This is a genomic window from Mycolicibacterium parafortuitum (assembly GCF_002086815.1).
Classification (GTDB): domain Bacteria; phylum Actinomycetota; class Actinomycetes; order Mycobacteriales; family Mycobacteriaceae; genus Mycobacterium; species Mycobacterium parafortuitum.
Map to the genome: position 1 here is coordinate 23,494 of NZ_MVID01000027.1, position 25,114 is coordinate 48,607.

Below are 25,114 nucleotides of genomic sequence, written 5' to 3' on the forward strand. Positions count from 1 at the left end.
GCGGTTTGGGCGCACAGTCGCCAGGTGCCCGGGTGTAGGGATCTACAGCGTTTCCCCCGGGAGTGGCCCAACCGGCGCACGCGGACGGCACCGCTGCCCATACACTCGCCGCGCCGGGATGCTCGGAAAGGGGGGCTTCAGAAAGCGAGGACGAAGTGACCGACGACGCCGTGAAGGTGTTCCTCGCAACCCTGGAGGAGCGGCTGGAATCCGCCGTGACCTCGACCGTCGGGGCACCGCTGAAAGGCGTCGACGCCGGCCTGGCACCGTTCGCGGACCTGTGCCTGTCGGCGGTGAAGTCCGGCGGTAAACGTCTGCGACCCCGATTCGCGTTCTGGGCGTGGCGCGCGGTGGCGCCGGCCGGTGCATCCCCCGAACCACTGGTGCACCTGGCCGCGGCGGTCGAACTGCTGCACGCCGCGATCCTGGTGCACGACGACGTCATCGACGATTCGGACGTCCGCCGCGGCCAACCGTCGGTGCGTGCCGCGCTGGCCGCCCGGCACCGCGACCGCCGGGGATCCGGTGACGCGCGACAATTCGGCGACCACATGGCACTTCTCGTCGGGGACCTGTTGTGGTCTGCCGTGCACGACACCGTCGACCTCGCGGTGGAGCCCCTGGCACCCGAGGCACGCCGGCGCGTGCGCTCTGCGTTCGCCGCCATGCGGGTCGAGGTACTCGCCGGCCAGTTCCTCGAGCTCCAGGCCCAGGCGGACCGGGACTACGCCGCCGCCACCGCCGGCAAGATCCAGCGGTACAAGACCAGCAGCTACACCGTGCTGCGACCGGTGCACCTCGGCCTCGAGCTGGCCGGGACACCGCACGGCGCGGCCCCGGACGCCCTTCAGCGGTACGCCGTCGCAGTCGGCCGGGCCTTCCAGCTGCGCGACGACCTGTCCGATCTGTTCAGCACGACCGCCGACAGCGGCAAGCGCGTCGGCGACGACATCCGCGGCGGGAAACCGACCGAGTTGCTGGGAGCCGCCCTCGAACTCGCCGGCGCGGCCGACCGGGCCATCCTGACGGAGGTCGTCGGCGACGAGACCGCTGACGAGATCGCCATCGCCGATGTCCGGAGCGTGATGATGCGGACGGGCGCCGCGGCCCGCATCCACGACCACATCGACGAGTTGGTCGGCTCGGCGCGTCGGGCGATCGAGGAACTGCGCCCGCACACCGACGCCGCGGTGTGCACGGGGCTCAGCGGCATGCTCGCCGAATGCACCGACCTGTCGTTCCTGCCCGACGCCAGGTGAGCTCCCGGGTCAGTCCTCGTCGAGCTGTGCGGCGACGTCGTCCGGGATGTCGAGGTTGGTGAAGACGTTCTGCACGTCGTCACTGTCCTCCAAAGCGTCGACCAGCTTGAGCACCTTGCGCGCGCCGTCGAGATCGACGGGCACCGTCACCGACGGCTGGAAGCTCGCCTCTGCGGAGTCGTACTCGATGCCGGCGTCCTGCAGCGCGGTCCGCACAGCGACGAGATCCGTTGGCTCGGAGATGATCTCGAAGCTCTCCCCCAGGTCGTTGACGTCCTCGGCGCCGGCGTCGAGCACCGCGGTCAGCACGTCGTCCTCGGTGAGGCCGTTCTTTTCCAGCGTGACCACACCTTTGCGGGTGAACAGGTAGGACACCGAGCCGGGATCGGCCATGTTGCCGCCGTTGCGGGTCATCGCCACGCGCACCTCGCCGGCCGCACGGTTCTTGTTGTCGGTGAGGCACTCCACGAGGATCGCGACACCGTTGGGGCCGTAGCCCTCGTAGGTGATGTTCTGCCAGTCGGCGCCGCCGGCCTCTTCACCCGCGCCGCGCTTGCGCGCGCGCTCGATGTTGTCGTTGGGGACCGAGTTCTTCTTGGCCTTCTGGATGGCGTCGTAGAGCGTCGGGTTTCCGCCGGGGTCGCCGCCCCCGGTCCTGGCCGCCACCTCGATGTTCTTGATCAGCTTGGCGAAGTTCTTGCCGCGGCGCGCGTCGATCACGGCCTTCTTGTGCTTGGTGGTGGCCCACTTGGAATGGCCGCTCATGCAGGTACTACCTTCTTCGTCTGATCGTCGGGGCGTGCTACATCAAAGTCCGATCGATCAGTCTACGTGGGCGTTCGCCCGGATTCCGAACGTGTTCACCCCGAAATCGCCGGGATTCGCCGCTCGGAGACCGCCGGCGCCCCCTGTGAGCGGTGTTACATGGGCCACAAATGGTGCGCAGCTTATCTTACTCAGGAGTAAGATCTCCTGTCATGACCTTCTCTCTCGAGCTGTCCCCGGACCTGGTCGACGTCCAGAAGTGGGTGCACGAGTTCGCCGCCGACGTCGTCCGCCCCGCCGCCGCCGAATGGGACGAGCGGGAGGAGACGCCGTGGCCGGTCATCCAGGAGGCCGCCAAAGTCGGCCTCTACTCGATGGAGCTGTTCGCCGAGCAGGCCGCAGAACCGTCCGGCCTGGGCATGATCGTCGTCTTCGAGGAGATGTTCTGGGGTGACGCCGGCATCGCGCTGGCGATCCTCGGAACCGGCCTCGCGGCGGCCTCGCTGGCCGCCAACGGCACTCCGGAGCAGGTCGGCGAATGGGTGCCGCAGATGTTCGGCACCATCGACGAACCCAAGGTCGCGGCGTTCTGTTCCTCCGAGCCCGGCGCGGGCTCCGACGTCGGCGCCATCCTGACCCGCGCCCGCTACGACGAGGCGACCGACGAGTGGGTGCTCAACGGCACCAAGACGTGGGCGACCAACGGCGGCATCGCCAACGTGCACGTCGTCGTCGCGTCGGTGCACCCGGAACTGGGCGCGCGCGGTCAGGCGTCGTTCATCATCCCGCCCGGCACCAAGGGCCTGAGCCAGGGCCAGAAGTTCCGCAAGCACGGCATCCGCGCCTCGCACACCGCCGAGGTGGTGCTCGAGGACGTCCGCATCCCGGGCCGGATGATCATCGGCGGCAAGGAGAAGTTCGACGCCCGCATCGCCAGGGTCCGCGAGGGCAAGAAGGCCGCAGGCCAGGCCGCGATGGCCACGTTCGAACGCACCCGCCCCACTGTCGGCGCGATGGCCGTCGGCGTGGCCCGGGCCGCCTACGAGTACGCCCGGGACTACTCGCTGGAACGCGAGCAGTTCGGCCGCAAGATCGGCGAGTTCCAGGCCGTCGCGTTCAAGCTGGCCGACATGAAAGCGCGCATCGACGCCGCCCGCCTGCTCGTGTACCGGGCCGGCTGGATGGCCCGCAACGGCAAACCCTTCGAGAACGCCGAGGGGTCGATGGCCAAGCTCGTCGCCAGCGAGACCGCCGTGCACGTGACCGACGAGGCCATCCAGATCCTCGGCGGCAACGGCTACACCCGCGACTACCCCGTCGAGCGGATGCACCGCGACGCGAAGATCTTCACGATCTTCGAGGGCACCAGCGAGATCCAGCGGCTGGTGATGGCCCGCGCGATCACCGGGCTGCCCATCCGCTGAGCGTGGCTACGCCAGCGAGCTGACGAACAGCTTGTGTACCCGGCGGTCGCCGGTCACCTCCGGATGGAACGCCGTGGCCAGCATCCTGCCCTGGCGCACCGCGACCGGATGTCCGGCGGCCCGGGCCAGCACCTCGACATCCGGACCGACCCGCTCCACCCACGGCGCCCGGATGAACACCGCGTGCACCGGCCCGTCGAGCCCGGTGAACTCGATGTCCTCCTCGAACGAGTCCACCTGACGACCGAACGCGTTGCGGCGCACCGTCATATCGATTCCGCGCAGCGGCAGCGCCTCGCGCCCGGGCACACCCGCGTCGGCGATCTCGGTGGCCAGCAGGATCATCCCCGCACACGACCCGTAGGCCGGCATCCCGCCGGCCAGCCGGGCCCGCAGAGGCTCCAGCAGATCGAATTCACGCAACAGATGGCTCATCGCCGTCGACTCGCCGCCGGGGATCACCAGCCCGTCCACCGCCGCGAGCTCGGCCGCGCGGCGCACCGTGATCGCGTCCGCGCCCGCCTCGCGCAGCGCTGCCAGATGTTCGCGGGTGTCGCCCTGCAGCGCGAGCACCCCGACCCGCGGCGCGTTCACCCTTGGCGCGGCGTGAAGTCGCGGGTGAAGCGGGTCAGCCCCTCCTGCATCACCGCGGCGACCATCTCGCCGTAGCGGTTGTAGATCTTGCCCTGGGTCAGCGAGCGGCCCCCGCACGCCGACGGCGACGACTGGTCGTAGAGCAGCCACTCGTCGGCACGGAACGGCCGCATGAACCACATCGCGTGGTCCAGGGAAGCCACCATCAGGTGCTTGCGCTCCTCGACGTGATTGACCTGGGCCGAGCCCAGCAGGGTCAGGTCACTCATGTAGGCGAGCGCGCAGATGTGCAGCACGTGGTCGTCGGGCAGCGGATCACGATGCCGGAACCACACCTGCTGCTGGGAGGCCTTGCCCTCGCGCACGCCGAGGCGCTCGCGCGGCACGATCCGGACGTCCCACTCGTCGAACTGTTTGAAGCTGGCGTCGTCGAACACCTTGCTGACCGACTTGAAGTCGGGGATGTCGTCGGGCGGCACCGCGTGCGGCATCGCGTCCTGGTGCTCGATACCGCTCTGGTCGGTCTGGAACGACGCCGACATCGAGAAGATGGTCTCGCCGTGCTGGATCGCGCTGACCCGGCGGGTGCAGAACGATCCGCCGTCGCGGATCCGCTCGACGGTGTAGACCGTCGGAGACCGGGCGTCGCCGCCGCGCAGGAAGTAGCCGTGCAGGGAGTGCACCTGGAACTTCGGGTCGACGGTGCGCACCGCGGAGACCAGGGACTGACCGGCGACGTGCCCGCCGAAGGTGCGCTGCAGGAAGCCCGACTCGGGGCTGAAGACGCCACCCCGATAGATGTTGACCTCGATCTGCTCCAGATCGAGGATCTTTTCGATCGCCATTAGTCAGGGTGCCTGGTCTACCAGCCGCGCTCGGCCAGGCGGTGCGGGACCGGGATGTCGTCGACGTTGATGCCGACCATCGCCTCGCCCAGCCCGCGCGACACCTTGGCCAGCACGTCGGGATCGTCGTAGAAGGTGGTGGCCTTGACGATGGCCGCGGCCCGCTCGGCCGGGTTGCCGGACTTGAAGATGCCCGAGCCGACGAAGACGCCCTCGGCGCCGAGCTGCATCATCATCGCCGCGTCGGCCGGGGTCGCGATTCCGCCGGCGGTGAACAGTGTCACCGGCAGCTTGCCGGCCTGGGCGACCTCGACGACCAGATCGTAGGGCGCCTGCAATTCCTTTGCCGCGACGTACAACTCGTCCTCCGACAGCGAGGACAACCGACGGATCTCGCCGCCGATCTTGCGCATGTGGGTGGTGGCGTTGGACACATCCCCGGTGCCGGCCTCGCCCTTGGAGCGGATCATCGCCGCGCCCTCGGTGATGCGGCGCAGCGCCTCACCCAGGTTGGTGGCACCGCAGACGAACGGGACGGTGAACTTCCACTTGTCGATGTGGTTGGTGTAGTCCGCGGGGGTCAGCACCTCGGACTCGTCGATGTAGTCCACCCCGAGGCTCTGCAGGATCTGAGCCTCGACGAAGTGCCCGATGCGCACCTTGGCCATCACCGGGATCGTGACGGCGTCGATGATGCCCTCGATCATGTCGGGGTCGCTCATGCGCGACACCCCGCCCTGGGCCCGGATGTCGGCGGGCACGCGCTCGAGCGCCATCACCGCGACGGCGCCGGCACCTTCGGCGATGCGCGCCTGCTCCGGCGTGACGACGTCCATGATGACCCCGCCCTTGAGCATCTCTGCCATGCCGCGCTTGACCCGGGCGGTTCCGCGAGCGGGAGTCCCCACACCTTCGGATTCCACTGCATTCTCCTTTAATCGCTACTGATCGAGTCTAGAGCCGGCCGCAAATCAATTCGATCCGCAGATCATTTGATCGACGGCAACGGCTCGGGCAGATGCGCACCCCGCGCGTCGGCGAGCATGTTGGCCTCGTCGAGGAGCTCACCCAACTGCCGGGGGTACACGGCCTCACCGCCGGCGACCAGCTTTTGGATCATTGTCGCATCGCACCACCGGTGGCCATGGATGTAGGTGCGCTCCAGCCCCGAGCGGCCCGCGTCGGACGGTTCGAACCGCCCGGTGCGGTGCACGAAGTAATGCTCCTCGCTGCGCATCACCGACCCGTTGAAGTGGATGACCGCGTCGCGGCGCCACACCGGGCCGACGAGAACCTGCGGGGACACCACCAGCCCGGTCTCCTCCTCGAGTTCGCGCGCCGCCGCCTGCGCCAGGGACTCCCCCAGCTGCGCCGCACCACCGATGGTGAACCACCACCGCGGCGGTGGTGACGTGCCACCCAGCGCCGCCGGATCAGATCCGCACAGCAACAACACGGCACCGCCCTCGTCGAGCAGCACGATGCGCGCCGAGGTCCTCCTTCGCGCCGGCGCCGGCTCCCGCGCCGACGCCTCGCCACCCTCGGCGATCTCGAAATAGGTTGGCAGGGCGGCAGTTCCACCCAGACGCAGCACGCGCACCAGTGGACGCTCACGCAACGCCAGCGTGTCGCGCACCGCGTCGTTGTGGAACCGGCGGGCCAGCAGCACCCGCGCCTCGGCATCGGCCAACTCGGCGACCAGTGCCGGTGCCAACGACGACGGGTTCACCCGCGCCAGCGCCGCCGACAGCTCGTTCTCGGCCACCTCCCGAGACGCCCGCGGGGCCCGCTCGGCGGCGTCGGCCAACGCCGCGAGCCGCTTACCCTCCGGACCACCGCCGTAGGCCTCCACCGCCACGGCGCGCGCCACCACTGCCCGGCGGGCCAGCGCGCCGTCGAGCGCCTGCCAGGACAGGTCGTAGCGCACGTGCAGCCGGTCCAGCCGCGTCGCGGTCTGATACGCCCACCCCAGCACCAGCAGCACCGCCGCCACCGCCACGGCGATGACGACCGCCATGATCCACGGGATCACGATTCGACCTGCACCTTCACGCCGGAGCCGGCGACCGTCTCATACACCCGCAGGATCTGCTTGGCGACCACCGACCAGTCGTACCGCTGTACCGCGACCTGGGCGCGTTCCACGTAGCCGCGGCGCGCGGCGTCGTCGGAGAGCATCTCGACCAGCCCTTCGGCGAGGGCCCCGGAGTCGTCCACCGCCACCAATCTGCCCGCCTCGCCGTCCTTGAGGACCCGCCGGAAGGCATCCAGGTCGCTGGCCACCACCGCCGTGCCCGCGGCCATCGCCTCCACGAGCACGATGCCGAAGCTCTCGCCGCCGGTGTTGGGCGCGACGTACACGTCGGCGCTGCGCATCGCCGACGCCTTCGCGGCGTCGTCGACCTGGCCGAGGAAGCGCAGATGCGGCGCCAGCGGGCCGGCGTCGGCGCGCAACTGGTCCTCGTCGCCGCGGCCCACGACGAGGATCTCGACGTCAGGGAATGCGTGCACCACCGGCGGCAGCGCGCCGAGCAGCACCGACATCCCCTTGCGCGGTTCGTCGAAGCGGCCCAGGAACAGCACCGTCCGCCCCGAACGCGGATAGCCGGGCAGCAGCGGTGCGGACGCGAAACTTCCGACGTCCACCCCGTTGGGGATCTCGACGGCATCGCTGCCGAGGGCCTCCATCTGCCAGCGCCGCGCCAGGTCGGACACCGCGATGCGGCCGACGATCTTCTCGTGCATCGGCCGCAGGATCGGCTCGAACACCGACAGCGTCAGCGATTTCGTCGTCGACGTGTGGAACGTCGCGACGATCGGGCCCTCGGCGATGTTCAGCGCCAGCATCGACAGGCTCGGGGCGTTGGGCTCGTGCAAATGCAGCACGTCGAAGCTGCCCTGCTGCAGCCACCGCTTGACCCGGCGGTGGGTGGCCGGGCCGAACCGCAGTCGTGCCACCGAGCCGTTGTACGGGATCGGCACCGCCCTGCCGCCGGAGACCACGTAGTCGGGCAGCGTGCCCTCGGCCTCCGGCGAGGACGGCGCGAGCACGCTGACGTAGTGACCGTCGGCGCGCATCACCTCGGCGAGCTGCAGCACGTGCGACTGCACCCCGCCGGGCACGTCGAACGAGTACGGGCAGACCATGCCGATCCGCATCAGGTCAGTCGCTTCTTCGCGCAAGCGCTCATCAGGTCCCCTCCAGGCGGGCCCTGCGCTCGTCCGACAGGTCCGCCACCCACTGCGGCTGCATCATGTGCCAGTCCTCGGGGTGGGCGGCGATGTTGACGGCGAACCGGTCGGCCAGCGCCTGGGTGATCGCCGGGATGTCGCCGGACGCGGTGTCGAGCTCCGGGTAGACCTGGAAACCCCAGCCGTCGCCGTCGAACCAGCAGTGCACCGGGAACAGCGCTGCCCCGGTCTCGATCGCGAGTTTCGCCGGCCCGGCGGGCAGGCGGCTGAGCTCGCCGAAGAAGTCGACCTCGACACCGCGCCGGCTCAGGTCCCGATCGGCCATCAGGCACACGATGCCGTTGTCCAGGAGCCAGTCGCGCACCACGTCGTAGGCGGGCCGCTCGCCGCCGGTGGCGGGCACCACCCGGAAGCCGAGGCTCTCTCGGTAGGCCAGGAAGCGGTTGTACAGCGACTCCGGTTTGAGCCGTTCGGCGACGGTCGCGAACGGGCCGTGGTTCTGCACCAGGTACACCCCGGCCATGTCCCAGTTCCCGCTGTGCGGCAGCGCCAGCACCACGCCTCGGCCGCGCTCGAGCGCCTCCCACACCAGGCCGATGTCCTCGACCCACAGCTCGGCGCCCAGCCGGGTGTGGTCCATCGCGGGCAGCCGGAACGCCTCACGCCAGTAGCGCGCGTAGGACGCCAGCGACGCCCGCATCAGCGAAGCCGGGACCTGCTGCGGGGTGGTGCCGATCACCCGCGCCAGGTTCTTGCGCAACTGTTCGGGCCCGCCGTTGCGCGATGCCCACCGCGCCCCGGCCTGAAACGTGTTGCGCGCGACGACCTCCGGCGCCGCCCGGACCAGCCGCCAACCGGCGGCGTATCCGAGGTCGCTGAGCTGACCGGCCAGTGCCGACGGCAGCGACAACAGCCCCGTGCCACCGTGCCCGGACCCACCGGTGTCCGCGGTCATTGCTCCGTGGTTTCGGGCTTCGCGCCGGAATCGGGCACCACCAGCGGATCCATCGCCGCCTCGGATGTCCGCACGCTGTGCAGCCGCTGGCCGACGGTCACCAGGCTGGCCACCGCGAGCACCCACATCGCGACATGCAGCAGCCACGGCACCGGAAACAGCGGGAAGCCGGACAGGCCGGCGCCGGTCAGCACGATGACCAGCCGTTCGGGCCGTTCGATCAGACCGCCGTCCCCGGAGAGGCCGCTGGCCTCCGCGCGCGCCTTGATGTACGAGATGACCTGCGACGACACCAGACAGATCATGGTGGCGACGACCAGTTCGGGGCTGTGCAGCCCAAACGCCGCCCACCACAGCAGGCCGCAGAACACCGCACCGTCGCTGATCCGGTCGCACGTCGCGTCCAGTACCGCCCCGAAGCGGGTGCCGCCGCCACGCTCGCGCGCCATCGCGCCGTCGAGCATGTCGGCGAGTACGAAGACGAAGACCGCGACCGCGCCCCACCACAGCTGCCCGATCGGGAACAGGGTCAGCGCGGCGAGCACTGATCCCGCGGTCCCCAGGATCGTGACGCTGTCCGGGGTCAAACCCACCTTCAGCGCACCCTTGGCCACCGGGCGCGACAGCTTCGTGTACGCCGCCCGGGTCATCAGGTAGAAGTTGCTCACTTCTGGTTTTCCCACTCGGTCGCCAGGAGCAGCCGCGTGTCGCGCAGCAGCTGCGGGATGACCTTGGAATCGCCGATCACGGTGATGAAGTTGGCGTCCCCGCCCCAGCGAGGCACGACGTGCATGTGCAGGTGCTCCGACAGCGAACCGCCCGCGGAGGTCCCGAGGTTGAGGCCGACGTTGAAACCGTGCGGCCGTGAGACGGCCTTCATCACGCGAATGGCCTTCTGCGTGAACGCCATCAGTTCGGCGCTCTCGGCCTCGGTGAGGTTCTCCAGCTCGGCGACACGGCGGTACGGCACCACCATCAGGTGCCCCGGGTTGTACGGGTAGAGGTTGAGCACCGCGTACACCAGGTCGCCGCGGGCGACGACCAGGCCGTCCTCGTCGGACATGTTCGGGATGTCGGTGAACGGCTCCGACGAGGCCGCCGATCCGGGCTTGACCGCATCGACGATGTAGGTCATCCGGTGCGGCGTCCAGAGCCGCTGTAAACGATCTGGATCGCCGACGCCGCGGTCTACGATCGTATCCTCCGGATCCACGTCACCCCCGCTCTGCACGATCGCCGACGTCGACGAGTTCGGCTGTGGGCACGGCGTTCTCGCGGCGTCGCACCCAGTCGGCGATCACCTCGACGGCCACCTCGCGCGGCACCCCGTTGATCTGGGTGCGGTCGCCGAACCGGAACGACACGGCCCCCGCTTCGACGTCGCGGTCGCCCGCGAGCAGCATGAACGGGATCTTCTGGTTGGTGTGGTTGACGATCTTCTTGGCCATCCGGTCGTCGCTGGTGTCGACCTCGGCGCGCAGACCCGCCGCCCGCAGCTGCCCGACCACGTCCTCCAGATACGGGATGTGGTTGTCGGCCACCGGGATCCCGACCACCTGAACCGGCGCGAGCCAGGCCGGGAACGCCCCCGCGTAGTGCTCGGTGAGCACTCCGAAGAACCGTTCGATCGACCCGAACAGCGCGCGGTGGATCAAAACGGGGCGCTTGCGGGTTCCGTCGGCCGCGGTGTATTCGAGCTCGAAGCGGTCGGGCATGTTGAAGTCGAGCTGGATGGTCGACATCTGCCAGTTGCGGCCCAGCGCGTCACGCACCTGCACCGAGATCTTCGGCCCGTAGAACGCCGCGCCGCCCGGATCGGGCACCAGCTGCAGACCCGACGATTCGGCCACCTCCCGCAGGGTCTCGGTGGCCTCGTCCCAGATCTCGTCGGAGCCGACGTACTTGTCCGGATCCTTGGTCGACAACTCCAGGTAGTAGTCGTCGAGACCGTAGTCCGCGAGCAGGTCGAGCACGAACTGCAGCAGCCGGGTCAGCTCGTCGCGCATCTCCTCGCGCGTGCAGTAGATGTGCGCATCGTCTTGCGTCATGCCGCGCACCCGGGTCAGGCCGTGCACCACGCCGGACTTCTCGTACCGGTACACGCTGCCGAACTCGAAGAGCCGCAACGGAAGTTCGCGGTAGGACCGGCCCCGCGACCGGAAGATCAGATGGTGCATCGGGCAGTTCATCGGCTTCAGGTAGTAGTCCTGGCCGGGTTTGCGCACCGTGCCGTCGTCGTTGAGCTCCGCGTCGATGTGCATCGGCGGGTACATGCCGTCGGCGTACCACTCCAAGTGCCCCGAGGTGATGTAGAGCTGCTCTTTGGTGATGTGCGGGGTGTTGACGAACTCGTAGCCGGCCTCGATGTGCTTGCGGCGCGAGTACTCCTCCAACTCGCGGCGCACCACTCCACCCTTGGGATGGAAAACCGGTAGGCCCGAACCCAACTCGTCGGGGAAGCTGAACAGGTCGAGTTCCACCCCGAGCTTGCGGTGGTCGCGGCGCTGCGCCTCCTCGATCAGCTCGAGGTGACGGTCGAGGGCCTCCTGCGATTCCCATGCCGTGCCGTAGATGCGCTGCAGGCTGGCGTTGCGCTGATCACCGCGCCAGTACGCCGCCGAACTGCGGGTCAGTTTGAACGCCGGGATGAACCGCGTGGTCGGGATGTGCGGTCCGCGGCACAGGTCGCCCCACACCCGCTCGCGGGTGCGCGGGTTCAGGTTGTCGTAGGCGGTGAGCTCGTCGCCGCCGACCTCCATGACCTCGGGGTCGTCGGCTCCGGACTTGTCGTCGATCAGCTCGAGCTTGTACGGCTCGTTCGCCAGTTCGTGGCGGGCCTCGTCCTTGGACGCGTAGACCCGGCGCTCGAAGAGCTGGCCGTCCTTGACGATCTTGCGCATCCTCTTCTCGAGCGCCTCGAGGTGCTCGGGAGTGAACGGTTCGGCGACGTCGAAGTCGTAGTAGAAGCCGTCGGTGATCGGCGGCCCGATGCCGAGCTTGGCCTCGGGGAACATCTCCTGCACCGCCTGCGCGAGCACGTGCGCGGTGGAGTGCCGGATCACGCTGCGGCCCTCGTCGGTGTCGGCGGCGACCGGGACCACGTCGACGTCGGCGTCGGGCACCCAGGACAGATCCCGTAGGCGGCCGTCGGGGTCCTTGACCACGACGACGGCGTCGGAAGCGCCGCGCGAGGGCAAGCCGGCGTCGCGCACCGCCTGCCCGGCGGTCGTCCCGGCTGCGACCCGGATCGGGGCTGCCGGGGCGGGGCGGGCTGGGGCGCTCATCGGGGCTCTCCAAACTGTCGGTACACCGGTCATGGTCGCGAACGACCGCGACCATGCTATCGGGGCTCCGGGTCAGCCCCCGATACCAATGGGGCTATCCAGCCAGCTGTGCTCGATGCCGAACAGCCTGCCCACGAAAGCGAGCCCACCCAGCAACCACAGTGTGCCCACCACCACTGCACAGGTGAACAGCGCCCCGAGCAGCTGCACCCACAGACCCTGGCGTTTGAACCAGTCCATCATCGCGTCGTAGCGCCGCCGCGCGTAGTGCAGCAACCGCTTGGCCCATTCGAACTCGGTGGCCAGGATCGCCAGCCCGACGAACACGATGGCCCAGCCCGGGCCCGGATACGGGATGGCGACGATGCCGACGGCGAGGACGGCCAGCCCGACGACTCCGACGGCGGTGCGGTACACGAGATCGGCGGTGCGCCGCGCGCGCAGGCGGTCGCGCCAGCGCGCCCACCGCCGGGCGAATCCGGGCCGGTCGATCATGGTTGTCCGGGCTTGAGCTTCACGAACAGCGAGTGTGCGTCGGCGAGGACGTGCTCACCGTCGAGGAGTCGTCCGGAGACGAAGATCTTGCGGTCGACGATGTCGTCGATGCGGGCCTCGACCTGAAGCGGCGCCCCGATCAGCGCGATCTTGCGGTAGTCGACGTGCAGGAACGCGGTGCGCTGGGCCTTGCTGCCGCTGAGCTTGAACGCGGTGAAGCCGAGCAGCGAGTCGAACAGGTGCGCCACCGCGCCGCCGTGCGCGGCGCCGTTGCGGCCGAGGTGGTAGCGGCGGAACCGGGCGGTGCCGGCGATGCGGCCGTCGTCGGTCACATGCAGCTCGATCGGCGGACTCAGGATGTTGCCGCGGTTGGGCAGATCCATTCGCCGGCCCGACGGCGACGACCATTCGTCGGCGTCGTACGGCGCCAACAGCGCGCAAGCCTTCTCGATCAGGTCGGCGGCCTCGGTGATCACGGCGTCCGGGGCGTCGGCGCCACGGGCGTGGTCCTGCAGTGTGCGGACCGCCTCGACGAACCTGCCGTAGTCCGGTCCGCCACGGTTGGTCGGCTCGGGCGGGTTGAATCCCCCACCCGGGTGCACGTCGGCGGCGGCGGCATTGTCGGTGCTCACCCGCCCACCGTATTGGGTGTCCGCGCGGCCGGCCTGCTCACCCTTGGGCAGCACCGGCTTCGCTCAAGGTGTCGAACTCGGCATCGGTGAGTTCGATCCGCGCAGCGGCCACGTTCTCCTCCAGATGCGCGACCCGCGAAGTGCCCGGGATCGGCACCATCACCGGGGACCGCTTGAGCAGCCAGGCCAGCGCGAGCTGTGACGGGCTGGCGTCGTGCTCGGCCGCGATGCGCTGCAGCGGACCGTCCGGTGCGGCCAGCGGCCCGGCCGCCAGCGGGAACCACGGGATGAACGCGATGCCGTCGGCCTCGCACACGTCGAGCACCGGTTCGGCGGCGCGCATCGTCAGGTTGAACATGTTCTGCACCGACGCGACCGGGGTGATCGCCCGCACGGCGGCCAGCTGCTCGACCGTCACCTCCGAGACACCGATGTGACGGATCTTGCCTTCCTGCTGCAGCGCGACGAGCTCCCCGATCTGGTCTTCGAGGGGGAACTTCGCGTCGATGCGGTGCAACTGGAACAGGTCGATGGTGTCGACGCCGAGCCTGCGCAGGCTCATCTCGCACTCCTGGCGCAGGTAGGCCGGGAACCCGAGGGGCTCCCAGACGTCCGGGGCGGTCCGCAGCAGTCCGGCCTTGGTCGCGATGACGACGCCGTCGTACGGGTAGAGCGCCTCGCGGATCAGTTCCTCGGAGATGTAGGGACCGTAGGAGTCCGCGGTGTCGATGAAATCGACGCCGAGCTCGACGGCGCGGCGCAGCACGCGAAGACACTCGTCGCGGTCTGCCGGCGGGCCCCAGACACCGGTTCCGGTGATCCGCATCGCCCCGAAACCGAGCCGGTGGACGGCCAGGTCGCCGCCGAGGGTGAGGGTGTCAGATGTCGCGGAGGTCACCGCAGCGACGGTACGCCGCTGGTGACAAGCTGACACCGTGAAGCTTGCCGACCTCTCCGCCCGATCGCTGACGTACCGGGAGGTCGGAGCGACCGCGGGCGCCTTGCCCGCCGGATACCACCACGTGCGCAAGTCCGCGGTGATCGGGCGCGGGCGCACCCGCTTCGAACAGGCCGCGGCCGAGGGCCTGCGGTGGGGCATGCTGCGCGGCGCGGGCCTTCGGGTGGAGGCCACCGCCCCGGCCGCACAGGTCGGCGCCGACGTGCTGGTGCACCTGGGACCGGTGGTGGCACCGTGCCGGGTGGTCTATGTCGTCGACGAGCAGCACCGGCGCGGTTTCGCCTACGGCACGCTGCCCGGGCACGCCGAATGCGGCGAGGAGTTGTTCCTGGTGCGCTTCGACCCCGGCACCGAGGAGGTGCACGCCGAGGTGGCGGCGTTCTCCCGGCACGCGACGTGGTGGAGCCGGCTGGGTTCGCCGGTGACCTCGCTCGTGCAGCGTGTGGTCACCGACCGCTATCTGCGGGCGTTGTGAGCGCTGCCGCAGGTCAGCGATTGGCGTTCACGTGCCCCGGACGGTCACAATCTGGAGGTCTCCGACGCGCACGTAGATGACGGCGCCCAGCGGTAGCCTGTAGACCCTTATTGACGCAAGAATCGGACGGTGACGGTGAGCGATCGAGCCGATGTGGAGGCCACGCATCTGCGGGTGGCCGAACTGGTCCAGGGTCTGCACAACCGGCCCGAGGCCGATTCGGACACGGTGGTCGCCGAGCTGGCCGAGCACGCGGCCATGGAGATCCCGGGCGCGATGTACGCCGGAATCACGTTGACCCGCAGTGCCAAACGTGTCGAGACCCCGGCCACCACTCATCACTGGCCGCTGCTGCTGGACAAGATCCAGCAGCGCCACCTGGAAGGCCCGTGCCTGACCGCGGCGTGGGAGGAGAAGACGGTCCACGTCCGCGACCTGGAAACCGAGACTCGTTTCCCGAACTACCGGCGTGACGCGCTCGCCGAGACTCCGATCCGGTCGATCATGGCGTTCCAGTTGTTCATCGCCGACGAGACGCTCGGGGCGCTGAACATCTACTCCGAGGAACCGGACGCGTTCAGCCAGGAGGCCCGCACGCTGGGCTTGATCTTCGCCGCACACTCCTCGGTCGCGTGGAATTCGGCGCGCCGCGAGGACCAGTTCCGCAATGCCCTGGCCAGCCGCGATGTGATCGGTCAGGCCAAGGGCATGATCATGGAGCGCTACCGGGTCGACGCGGTGCGCGCGTTCGAGCTGCTGCGCAAGCTCTCGCAGAACTCCAATGTCCCGTTGGGCAAGGTGGCCGCCGATCTGGTCGCCCAGGCTCAGACGCCCGTCGCCGACGGGGCCTGAGCCCCGCCGACGACCGACCGCATCGGGTGCCCGACCCGGCAGCGTCTGAGTTGGTCGCCGTCTCAGACGCCGCCGGGTCGGGTCGTCCCGAGCCGCGCTACTGGGTGTCCCAGCGGTCGCGGCGGTCGCCGGCCGGTGCGCCGCCGGTCGTCACGCGCCGCGGGATCTCGACATTGCCCGGCGTGGCGGCCGAATCCCCTTGCGACGCCGACCAATCCGTGCCGACACAGAGCAGATCGGACGGAACCGGCACCTCGTTGGGCAGCGGGACCGGCAGACCTGGGATCGACGGGATCGTCAGCGACGGCGGCGAGATCAGGTTCGACAGGCTCGTCGCGGCCAGCGGCGCGATCGGGCTGGGGACCCCGGGAACCGAGACGCTCACCGCGCCGGAACCGCCCGGCACCGGCGGCGTGCCCGGAGGCACGATGCCCATCACCGACGACGCGGTGTTCTGCACGGTCCGGGCCAGACCCGGAGGCGTCAGCAGATCCGACAGGGTCAGCGTGTTGCCCGCGGTGCCGGGGAACGGCTGGCCCGGTGCGCCTGCCGTGACCGACGTCGAGTTCGGCGGGGTCGGCGGCACCGGCGGCGCCGGGTAGTTGATGTAGGTGTTGGTCGACCCGGGCGGCAGAGCCGGCGTCGGGGGCGTGCCCGCGCCGCCGGGAACCGTCGTCGAGCCGCCGGGAACACCCGGGGTCGGCGGGGTCACCACACCGGCCTCACCGAAGACCGGCGCACCGGGAATGCCTGGGGCGGGCGGGGTTCCGGCGCCCGCGGGCACCGCGTCCACCCCACCGGGAACACCCGGCAACGGCGGCGTCACCGCACCCGCGTCACCGACCACCGGCACACCCGGAACACCGGGGGCCGGAGGCGTCACCACACCGGCGGGCACCGCATCGACGCCACCGGGAACACCCGGAGCCGGAGGCGTCACCACACCGGCAGGCACCGCACCCGCACCGCCCGGAACACCCGGAGCCGGAGGCGTCACCACACCGGCGGGCACCGCACCCGCACCCCCGGGGACGCCGGGAGCCGGCGGCGTCACCGCACCGGCCTCACCGAAGACCGGTGCGCCCGGGGCGGGCGCACCGCCCGGCCCACCGGCCGGGACTCCCGCGGCGGCCGGACCTGCGTCCCCCGCGGCGGCACCACCGGCCGCGGCGAGCGGAGCGCCCTCACCGCCGGCACCGCCGGCGGCACCACCGGCGCCACCGCCGGCACCCGCGCCACCACCTGCGCCCGCGGCACCCTCGATCACGGCACCACCCGCCGGCGCAACCGCACCGGCCTCACCGAACACCGGTACACCGCCGGGAGCCACGGCACCCGCGGCGGCATCCAGCGGCGCGCCCACCGGCGCTGCCGCGGGAGGAGCGGCCAGTCCTGCCTCGTCGACGATCGGGGCGCCGGGCAGACCCGGAGCGGGCGGCGTCGCGACGCCGGCCTCACCCACCACCGGAGCACCGGGAACACCCGGCGCCGGCGGCGTCACCACGGCACCGTCACCCACCACCGGGACACCGGGAGCACCCGGCGCCGGCGGGGTCACGACAGCACCGTCACCACCAGCGGGCACCCCAGGAACACCCGGCGCAGGAGGCGTCGACACACCCGCCTCACCCACCACGGGCGCACCGGGACCACCCGGTGCCGGCGGCGTCACCACAGCACCGTCTCCGCTACCTGGCACCCCGGGGACGCCCGGTGCAGGAGGCGTCGACGCACCGGCCTCACCCACCACCGGAGCACCCGGAGTACCCGGAGCGCCGGGGTGCACGATGTCGGTCCCGCCCTCGGCCGGGGTGCCCGGCGTGCCCGGGGCACCGGGCGTCGGGATCTCGATGCCGGTCTCCACCGGTGCGCCGGGGGCACCCGGCGCACCCGGGGTCGCCACGTCGACCGCGGTCTCGACCGGCGCGCCCGGCCCACCCGGGGTGCCCGGGGTCGTGATGGTCATCGAGCGCTCGATCGGCGCCGCGGGAATCTCGATGGCGCCCTCGTTCGCGACGTCGACCGAGGAGGTCACCGGGGTTCCCGGTACCCCGGGAACGCCCGGGGTGGTGAAGTTCGCGCTGGCCTCCAGCGGCGCGCCGGGGGCACCCGGGGCCGGCGGGGTGCCGATGTCGATGCCCGCGTTGGACGGATTGAACGTGATCTCCGGGGTCGGCGGGGTCGTGTAGGTCGTCGACCCCTCCGACGGGATACCCGGCACACTCGGCGGCGGCGGGGTCGAGATCTCGACCACGGAGTCCGTCCCGGTGCCCGGCGACGGCGGCGCGGGCGGTGAGAACGTCTCGATCGAACTCGACGACGGGGTTCCCGGGGCGGGCGGGGCCGGCGGCGAGAACGTCTCCACCGTGTTGACCGTGGGGGTGCCGGGGGCACCCGGTGCCGGAGGCGTCACCACAGACCCGTCTCCACCGGTCGGCACACCCGGAGCGCCGGGCGTACCGGGCGGCACCACGCCGGCCTCGTCGCTCACGGGGGCGCCCGGAGCGCCCGGTCCCGGAGGCGTCACCACACCACCGTCATCAACGGTCGGCACACCCGGCCCACCCGGCGCGGGCGGGGTCACCACACCACCGTCGCCGACCACCGGAACACCTGGGGCGCCCGGTCCCGGAGGCGTCACCACACCACCGTCACCGACAGTCGGCACACCCGGCCCACCCGGCGCGGGCGGGGTCACCACACCACCGTCGCCGACCACCGGAACACCTGGGGCGCCCGGTCCCGGAGGCGTCACCACACCACCGTCACCGACAGTCGGCACACCCGGCCCACCCGGCGCGGGCGGGGTCACCACACCACCGTCGCCGACCACCGGAACACCTGGGGCACCGGGAGCCGGGGGCGGCAGGACGCCGCCCTGGCCGTCGACCGGCAGACCGGGGACGGGCGGGGCCGGCGGCGGCACGATTCCGGCGTCACCGAACACCGGCGCACCGGGAGCAGGGGCAGGCGGCAGCGCCTCACCGGCAGCCGCGGCGACCGGCGCACCGCCCGGAGGCACCGCGCCCGCGGCACCCTCGACCGGCGCACCGCCGCCGACACCCGGGCCACCGGCTCCGCCGCCACCGCCTGCTCCGGCGCCCACGGGGGCGCCGGCCTCGGGGCCACCGGGAACCGGCGCAACCGCACCGGCCTCACCGAACACCGGGGCGCCGGGCGCGCCGGCGGGAGGAGCGGGCAGCGCGGCGCCCGCGGGCACGGCGGCCGGGCCACCGGGAACCGGTGGGGCGGGCGGGCCGCCGGCACCGACGGGCACACCGGCGGGAACGGCGGGAGCCGGCGGAAGCGGCGGCAACGCGGCGCCGCCGTCACCGAACACGGGCGCACCCGGAACCGGCGGGGTGGGCACGCCAGGGTTGCCGACCGGAGTTCCGGCCGGAGCGCCGGGAACCGGCGGAACCGGTGGTGTGCCGCCGCCGGAGTTGGTCACCACTGGAGTTCCGGGTGACGGCGGGACGGGCGGGGTGGAACCCGACGACGGGACGACCGTCGAACTCGGAGGCCGACCCGGCACCGGCGGCGTCCCGGCCGACACCGGCCCTCCGGCAGGCGGCCTCACCACCGGCGGAGCGGGCTCACCGGGGGTGGTCAGCGAACGGGCGGTATCGGTCAGTGCCTGCGGAATCTCGCCGGGGCGGGACACGATCTGCTGCAGGATCCCGACGCAGGGCACGCCGCCGCGGGCCGGTTGCGCATTTGCCGCGGGACCCATCAGGGGGGCGCTCAAGAACAATCCCGCGCTGCCCATCATGACAACGACGATGCTCTTTTTCGTCCGAGACATGTGCTCCCAGTCCTTCTGCGGTCGAGCCGCGAATTACACGCGCGTAGTTACTGGGGCTTACTGAACCGACAATTCGCAGATTCGCCGACGCGACAGATGGGGTGTTATCCAACCGTTGCCAAGGAGAAGCGGTCCCGTCACCGGCCCCCGCGGCCGACCACACCCCGAGCTCGGGCCGTCGAACTGGGAAGATCGCGCGCGGTCATCCGGTCAGCGAAGAAAAGCCCGCCGCGGGTCACCGCAGCGGCGCGGGTCACGGCAGCGGTGCGCGCCACGACAACGTCGTCCCGCCGCCGTCGGCGCTTCGCACCGAGAAGCTGCCGCCGACCTCGTCGGCGCGGCGCGCAAGGTTGACCAATCCGCTGCCGGTGACATCGGCGGGCATCCCGCTGCCGTTGTCGGTGACCTCGATCGACAGGTCGTCGTCGACGGTGACGGTCACGGTGACCGCGCCGGCGCCGGCGTGCCGGACGACGTTGCTGATCGCCTCGCGGACCACCGCCTCGGCGTGGTCGGCCAGCGTCGCGTCGACCACCGACAGCGGGCCGACGTACTGCACCGACGTGCGCACCCCGGAACCGGGGAACGCGTTGACCGCCTCATCGAGACGCTGTCGCAGCCGCGTGACCCCCGCCGAGCCGCCGTGCAGGTCGAAGATCGAGGTGCGGATCTCCTGGATGACCTCCTGCAGATCGTCCACGCAGTCGGACAGCCGCTGCTGCACCTCCCCCGACCGCGCCCGCGCGATGGTGCCCTGCAGAGACAGCCCGACGGCGAAGAGCCGCTGGATCACGTGATCGTGCAGATCACGGGCGATGCGGTCGCGGTCGGTCAGGATGCTCAGCTCCCGCATCCGGTGCTGCGCGCTGGCCAGCTGCCACGCCAGCGCCGCCTGGTCGGCGAACGCCGCCATCATGTCCAGATCGTCGTCGCGGAACGGTTGCCCGCCAACGGGTCTCAGCGCGATCAACACCCCGGCGACGGTGTCGGGGGTGCGCAGCGGCAGGACCAGCGCCGGGCCCACCACCGCGCCGGTGCCGATGTCGCGACCGAAGTACTTACCCGGCGTCCGACGGACGAACGCGTCCCCGATCGCGGTGCCGGACACCGCGATCGGCGCGAGCGGGTCGGCCGGCGCCGCTCCGGCGGTCGCGACGACGGACAGCTCGGCCACCTCGGCGTCGGGCCCGTCGTGTTCGCCGGCGATCGCGACGAGCGTGGTCGCCGCGCCGCTGAGCTTCTGCACCTCGTCGGCCACCCGCCGGAACACCCCGGCGGGGTCGATCCCCGACAGCAACTCGGTGCCGATGTCGCGGGTCGCCGCGATCCAGGATTCCCGTGCCCTCGCCTGCTGGTAGAGCCGGGCGTTGTCGATCGCGATACCGGCCGCCGCGGCCAGCGCCTGCACCAGCGCCTCGTCGTCCTCGCTGAACGGCTGCCCACCGATCTTGTCGGTCAGGTATAGGTTGCCGAACACCTCGTCGCGGATGCGCACCGGGACACCGAGGAACGTGCGCATCGGTGGATGGTTCGGCGGGAACCCCACCGACGCGGGATGGCGCGAGATATCTTCCAGCCGAATCGGTTTCGGGTCGTCGATCAGAACACCGAGCACGCCGCGACCCTCGGGGAGATGACCGATCAGCTCGCGGGTGGCCTCGTCGATGCCCTCGTAGACGAACTCGACCAGTTCGTGTTCGTAGCCGCGCACGCCGAGCGCGCCGTACCGCGCGTCGACCAGATCGATCGCGGTGTGCACGATCGTGCGCAGGGTGTCGTCGAGCTCCAGCCCGGAGGTCACCGACAACATCGCCTCGACCAGTCCGTCCAGCCGGTCGCCGCCCTTGATGATCTGCTCGACCCGGTCCTGCACCTCGGTGAGCAGTTCTCGCAGCCGCAGCTGCGACAGAGTGTCCCGCAGCGGGGTCGTGCCGTCGCCGGCGTCGGGCGGATCGGTAGGGGTCACGCCACCATCGTGCCCGAACCACCGGCGCGATCCGCGACATACTGAGGACTATTGGCCCTGTCGCGCGCAAGCCCTCGGAGAGGATCGTCGGAAGCGAACAGACGGAGGTCAGGATGCCCGAGCAGCAGCTCCCCACCGCGACGATCGTCGACGCGGTGACGATCGCATGCCGGGCACCGTCCCTGCACAACAGCCAGCCATGGCGGTGGGTCGCCACCGAGTCCACCATCGAGCTCTACGCCGATCCCGACCGGACGATCCGCGCGGCCGATTCCACCGGACGCGAGGCGCTGATCAGCTGCGGTGCCGTCCTCGACCATTTCCGGGTCGCGATGGCCGCCGCCGGATGGGCCACCTCGGTGCGGCGCCTGCCCGAACCGTCCGACCCGCGCCACATCGCCAGCATCGAGTTCTCCCCCGCCCCGGAGGTCTCCGCCGAGCACCGCCGCCGCGCCGACGCGATCCTGCTGCGCCGCACCGACCGACTGCCGCTGAACGCCCCCGACGACGAGGAATTCGACGACATCCTCGGCAGCCCGAGCGAACATGTGACGGTCCAGATCGACACCGTCGCCGAAGACCAACGCGACCTGCTGGCCGAGACCTCCCATCTGGCCGAGGCGCTACGCCTCTACGACACCGAGTATCATTCCGAACTTCGTTGGTGGACATCAGATTTCGTAGCCGACGGGGGGATACCGCGGAGCGCACTGGTGTCGGCCGCCGAGAGTGACCGGGTGGGCGTCGGTCGCATGTTCCCGGTGACCAGCCAGCCCGAGCGCCGCGACCACGTCGCCGTGGACCGCGCCGGGATCGTGGTGCTGTGCACCGCCGACGACACCGCCGAGAGCGTACTGCGGTGCGGCGAGGCGCTGTCTGCACTGCTCCTGGACGCGACCGCGACCGGGATGGCGACCTGCACCGTCACCCACATCACCGAGATCCCCGAGGGCCGCGACGTCGTCGCGGCGGCGATCTCGACCGCGGGTATCCCGCAGGTGCTCGTCCGCGTCGGCAGGGCCCCCGCGCTCGACGCGGCCCCACCGCCGACCCCGCGCCGGCCGGTCTCCGAAGTGCTCGAAATACGCAGAGGTGCACCATGTTGAACGTTTCGGGCTCCCCCCGCATCGTCGTCGGCATCGACGGCTCCCCCGCGGCGGTCGACGCCGCGCTGTGGGCGGTCGACCAGGCAGCCGACCACAACCTGACGCTGCGACTGGTCTACGTCGTCGACACACACGACCAGCAGAACGTGGACCCGCAGCAGCAGGCCCGGCGACTGGCCACCGCGGATCTCGCGATGCGCTACGCGCTGACCGCGGTCGAGTCCACCGAGAAACCGGTGACCATCGAGATGGAGATCCTGCAGGGCAGACCCGTCGAGAAGCTGCTGGAAGCGGCAGGCGGCGCGACGCTGCTGTGCGTCGGGGCGCGCGGGCTCCGGCATTCGACACAGGGCAGGATCGGCTCGACGGCCGCGGCGCTGTCGGCGGCCGCGCACTGCCCGGTCGCGATCGTGCGGGCACACCGGCCCCACAGCTGCTCGGACCGTGCCGTGGTCATCGAGATCGCCGGCCCCGCTTCGAGCGACACCGTGCTGCAGCGCGGGCTCGACGAGGCGCGACGCAGGCATGCCCCGGTCCGGGTCCTCACCCCGGCCCGCAGGCACGGTGACGCCGCGGCACGCTGGGAACGCCGGCTCGACGAATGGCGGCGCCGCTACCCGGATCTCGACATCAGCGCGGTACCCACCGGCGCCGACACCCTGGACTACCTCGCCGCCCACGGCGCGTCACTGCAACTGCTGGTCGCGGGCCGGCAACGCCCCGGCGGGGTCACGCCGCTTGTCGGCGCGCCGGGCAACACCGCCCTGCGCGACACCGATTGCTCGATACTGTTGTGCGAGGCGCCGCGCGCGCTGTGAACGAACGGTGCCGAGCAGTGGAGAGCAGGACGTCGCGACATGGTGAAGGTGTTCCTGGTAGACGACCATGAGGTGGTCCGGCGTGGCCTGATCGACCTGCTCGGCAGCGATCCCGAACTCGACGTCGTCGGCGAGGCCGGTTCGGTCGCCGAGGCGATGACCCGCATCCCTGTGCTGCAACCGGACGTCGCGGTGCTCGACGTGCGGTTGCCCGACGGCAACGGTATCGAACTGTGCCGGGACCTGCTGTCCCAGATGCCCGATCTGCGCTGCCTGATGCTGACGTCCTTCACCTCCGACGAGGCGATGCTGGATGCGATCCTGGCGGGCGCCAGCGGCTATGTGGTCAAGGACATCAAGGGCATGGAGCTGGCCCGCGCGATCAAAGAGGTCGGCGCCGGACGCTCCCTGCTCGACAACCGGGCCGCGGCGGCATTGATGGCCAAGTTGCGCGGCAAGGGCGAACGCACCGATCCGCTGTCCGGGTTGACCGAACAGGAGCGCGTGCTGCTCGACCTGCTCGGTGAAGGGCTGACCAACAAGCAGATCGCGGCCCGGATGTTCCTGGCCGAGAAGACCGTCAAGAACTACGTATCGCGCCTGCTGGCCAAGCTCGGGATGGAACGCCGGACGCAGGCGGCCGTGTTCGTCTCGAAGCTCGACCGTCACTCCGACTAGAAAAGCGGCGACTAGAAAAGCGGCGACCCGTCCAGTGCCGTAACGACTTCCGCCAGATCACGGCGCGGTGTCGACGGCAGCGGATCGGCGTTGACCGGAGCCCAGCCGACCCGCAGCAGCATCTGCGGATACCCATCGGCGCCGAACACGTCGCGCCGCACCACCTCCCGCGTGTCGGCGACCTCCAGCGGCTCGGTGACCGGGCAGCTCGCCAACCCCAGCGCGGTCGCGGTCAGCAGCACCACGCTGGTCGCCTCACCGGCCCGCAGCCAGGACATGCGGTCGTCGCCCACCGTGCCCAGGGCCAGCACCGCGGCCTTGTCGTCGTCCGGTGCGGTGTTCGGCGTCTGATGCAGCACCCCGCCGGCGAACGCCCTGGCCGGGACCGCCCCCGCTGTACCGGCAGGCACGCTCTTGGCCGGCACCCCGGCCGTCGCGGCGTACCGCCCGCTCCAGGTGGCCAACTCGGCGAGATAGCCGTGGTCGGCCCGGTGCTGGAACGCGGCCTCGTTGACCAGCCGGGTCAGGCCGGCGAGGTCGTCGACGCGGCGCAGCGCGACACCGGCACGGGCAGCGCGCGCACCCATCAGCGCGATATCGCCTTTCGGGACCGGCCACGCGCTGTAGTAGCGGCGGTCGGTCCGCCGCCGCGGGATCGCGGCCGCCAGCGTGACGTCGAGATCGGCTGCCGGATAGGGCCGCAGCTCCAGCGAAGCCAGATGGTCCGGATCGGCCGGGTTCGGCAACCGGTGCACCTTGGGCTGCCACCCCAGCGCCGACAGCGCCACCACACAGTGATGCAGGGCCGCACCGCAACTGAGCATCAGGTCACGCGCGTCGGGGTCGGTGTGGGGCAGCAACAGATCCCGGTTCGCGTACAGATGCACGCGCTGCGATCCCAGCCGCCACTGCCACGGCTGCGAGTTGTGCACCGACGGCGCGCGATTGGCCAGCGACAGCGCCGACCGCAGCGTCTCGGTGTCCGGGAAGTGGGCGTTCATACCCCCAGAG

23 protein-coding genes are annotated in these 25,114 nt (G+C 70.9%); 7 read left to right on the forward strand and 16 right to left on the reverse strand.

What is annotated here, in order from left to right; translation table 11 throughout:
* Positions 1-155 precede the first annotated feature (155 nt).
* On the forward strand, positions 156-1,259 hold the full coding sequence (locus tag BST38_RS23335; RefSeq protein WP_237160895.1) for a polyprenyl synthetase family protein: 1,104 nt from the start codon (positions 156-158) through the stop codon (positions 1,257-1,259).
* 9 nt (positions 1,260-1,268) lie between these two features.
* On the opposite strand, the gene BST38_RS23340 is transcribed toward BST38_RS23335, so the two are convergent.
* Positions 1,269-2,024 (reverse strand): YebC/PmpR family DNA-binding transcriptional regulator, encoded by a 756-nt coding sequence (locus BST38_RS23340; RefSeq protein ID WP_083145870.1) that lies wholly within the window; start codon positions 2,022-2,024, stop codon positions 1,269-1,271.
* Between the two features lie 212 nt (positions 2,025-2,236).
* Between BST38_RS23340 and BST38_RS23345 the strand changes: the two genes are divergently transcribed.
* Positions 2,237-3,448 carry an acyl-CoA dehydrogenase family protein gene (locus tag BST38_RS23345; protein ID WP_083145871.1) on the forward strand — a complete coding sequence of 404 codons (1,212 nt, stop codon included), beginning with the start codon at positions 2,237-2,239 and terminating at the stop codon, positions 3,446-3,448.
* A gap of 6 nt (positions 3,449-3,454) precedes the next feature.
* On the opposite strand, the gene pdxT is transcribed toward BST38_RS23345, so the two are convergent.
* The 12 genes from pdxT to BST38_RS23405 form a co-directional block, all read right to left on the reverse strand.
* A complete protein-coding gene (pdxT, locus tag BST38_RS23350) occupies positions 3,455-4,042 on the reverse strand; it encodes a pyridoxal 5'-phosphate synthase glutaminase subunit PdxT (RefSeq protein WP_083145872.1) in 588 nt (195 codons plus the stop codon).
* Complete coding sequence (gene tesB / locus BST38_RS23355; protein WP_083145873.1) at positions 4,039-4,887, reverse strand: acyl-CoA thioesterase II; 849 nt, start codon at positions 4,885-4,887, stop codon at positions 4,039-4,041. Before tesB ends, pdxT begins: the two co-directional genes overlap by 4 nt.
* Positions 4,888-4,904: 17 nt before the next feature.
* Positions 4,905-5,810 carry a pyridoxal 5'-phosphate synthase lyase subunit PdxS gene (pdxS, locus tag BST38_RS23360; RefSeq protein ID WP_083145874.1) on the reverse strand — a complete coding sequence of 302 codons (906 nt, stop codon included), beginning with the start codon at positions 5,808-5,810 and terminating at the stop codon, positions 4,905-4,907.
* Positions 5,811-5,875: 65 nt separating this feature from the next.
* Positions 5,876-6,904, reverse strand: coding sequence for an NUDIX hydrolase (locus tag BST38_RS23365; RefSeq protein ID WP_420872570.1), 1,029 nt, complete (start codon positions 6,902-6,904; stop codon positions 5,876-5,878).
* Positions 6,905-6,915: 11 nt separating this feature from the next.
* Positions 6,916-8,046, reverse strand: coding sequence for a glycosyltransferase family 4 protein (locus BST38_RS23370; protein WP_083145876.1), 1,131 nt, complete (start codon positions 8,044-8,046; stop codon positions 6,916-6,918).
* Between the two features lie 31 nt (positions 8,047-8,077).
* Entirely contained in the window at positions 8,078-9,034 is a 957-nt protein-coding gene (locus tag BST38_RS23375) for a phosphatidylinositol mannoside acyltransferase (RefSeq protein WP_083145877.1), read from the reverse strand.
* The gene (gene pgsA / locus BST38_RS23380; protein WP_083145878.1) at positions 9,031-9,702 is read right to left on the reverse strand and encodes a phosphatidylinositol phosphate synthase; all 672 of its coding nucleotides are present in this window, start codon (positions 9,700-9,702) and stop codon (positions 9,031-9,033) included. The genes BST38_RS23375 and pgsA overlap by 4 nt, the downstream gene beginning before the upstream one ends.
* Positions 9,699-10,247: an ATP adenylyltransferase gene (locus BST38_RS23385; RefSeq protein ID WP_083145879.1), complete on the reverse strand. Its 549-nt coding sequence runs from the start codon at positions 10,245-10,247 to the stop codon at positions 9,699-9,701. The genes pgsA and BST38_RS23385 overlap by 4 nt, the downstream gene beginning before the upstream one ends.
* Position 10,248: 1 nt before the next feature.
* On the reverse strand, positions 10,249-12,318 hold the full coding sequence (gene thrS / locus BST38_RS23390) for a threonine--tRNA ligase (protein ID WP_083145880.1): 2,070 nt from the start codon (positions 12,316-12,318) through the stop codon (positions 10,249-10,251).
* A gap of 72 nt (positions 12,319-12,390) precedes the next feature.
* The gene (locus BST38_RS23395; RefSeq protein WP_083145881.1) at positions 12,391-12,813 is read right to left on the reverse strand and encodes a TIGR02611 family protein; all 423 of its coding nucleotides are present in this window, start codon (positions 12,811-12,813) and stop codon (positions 12,391-12,393) included.
* Positions 12,810-13,445, reverse strand: coding sequence for a PaaI family thioesterase (locus BST38_RS23400; RefSeq protein WP_083145925.1), 636 nt, complete (start codon positions 13,443-13,445; stop codon positions 12,810-12,812). The genes BST38_RS23395 and BST38_RS23400 overlap by 4 nt, the downstream gene beginning before the upstream one ends.
* Positions 13,446-13,482: 37 nt before the next feature.
* The gene (locus BST38_RS23405) at positions 13,483-14,343 is read right to left on the reverse strand and encodes an aldo/keto reductase (protein WP_110781891.1); all 861 of its coding nucleotides are present in this window, start codon (positions 14,341-14,343) and stop codon (positions 13,483-13,485) included.
* Between the two features lie 37 nt (positions 14,344-14,380).
* Between BST38_RS23405 and BST38_RS23410 the strand changes: the two genes are divergently transcribed.
* Positions 14,381-14,878: a DUF1990 domain-containing protein gene (locus tag BST38_RS23410; protein WP_083145883.1), complete on the forward strand. Its 498-nt coding sequence runs from the start codon at positions 14,381-14,383 to the stop codon at positions 14,876-14,878.
* 135 nt (positions 14,879-15,013) lie between these two features.
* On the forward strand, positions 15,014-15,730 hold the full coding sequence (locus tag BST38_RS23415) for a GAF and ANTAR domain-containing protein (protein ID WP_083145926.1): 717 nt from the start codon (positions 15,014-15,016) through the stop codon (positions 15,728-15,730).
* A gap of 97 nt (positions 15,731-15,827) precedes the next feature.
* Here BST38_RS23415 and BST38_RS29810 read toward each other — a convergent pair whose 3' ends face one another.
* Positions 15,828-19,478, reverse strand: a complete 3,651-nt coding sequence (locus BST38_RS29810; RefSeq protein WP_165761632.1) for a hypothetical protein — start codon at positions 19,476-19,478, stop codon at positions 15,828-15,830.
* A gap of 310 nt (positions 19,479-19,788) precedes the next feature.
* Positions 19,789-21,501, reverse strand: a complete 1,713-nt coding sequence (locus BST38_RS23425; protein ID WP_083145885.1) for a GAF domain-containing sensor histidine kinase — start codon at positions 21,499-21,501, stop codon at positions 19,789-19,791.
* A gap of 113 nt (positions 21,502-21,614) precedes the next feature.
* Here BST38_RS23425 and BST38_RS23430 point away from each other — a divergent pair, with 113 nt between their 5' ends.
* From BST38_RS23430 to dosR, 3 genes are read left to right on the forward strand one after another with little or no spacing between them, the layout of a single operon-like run.
* Positions 21,615-22,607 (forward strand): Acg family FMN-binding oxidoreductase, encoded by a 993-nt coding sequence (locus BST38_RS23430; protein ID WP_083145886.1) that lies wholly within the window; start codon positions 21,615-21,617, stop codon positions 22,605-22,607.
* Positions 22,601-23,425 (forward strand): universal stress protein, encoded by an 825-nt coding sequence (locus BST38_RS23435; RefSeq protein ID WP_083145887.1) that lies wholly within the window; start codon positions 22,601-22,603, stop codon positions 23,423-23,425. Before BST38_RS23430 ends, BST38_RS23435 begins: the two co-directional genes overlap by 7 nt.
* A 39-nt stretch (positions 23,426-23,464) precedes the next feature.
* A complete protein-coding gene (dosR, locus tag BST38_RS23440) occupies positions 23,465-24,103 on the forward strand; it encodes a hypoxia response regulator transcription factor DosR/DevR (protein WP_083145888.1) in 639 nt (212 codons plus the stop codon).
* Between the two features lie 11 nt (positions 24,104-24,114).
* On the opposite strand, the gene BST38_RS23445 is transcribed toward dosR, so the two are convergent.
* Positions 24,115-25,104 (reverse strand): Acg family FMN-binding oxidoreductase, encoded by a 990-nt coding sequence (locus tag BST38_RS23445; RefSeq protein ID WP_083145889.1) that lies wholly within the window; start codon positions 25,102-25,104, stop codon positions 24,115-24,117.
* Positions 25,105-25,114: the final 10 nt, after the last annotated feature.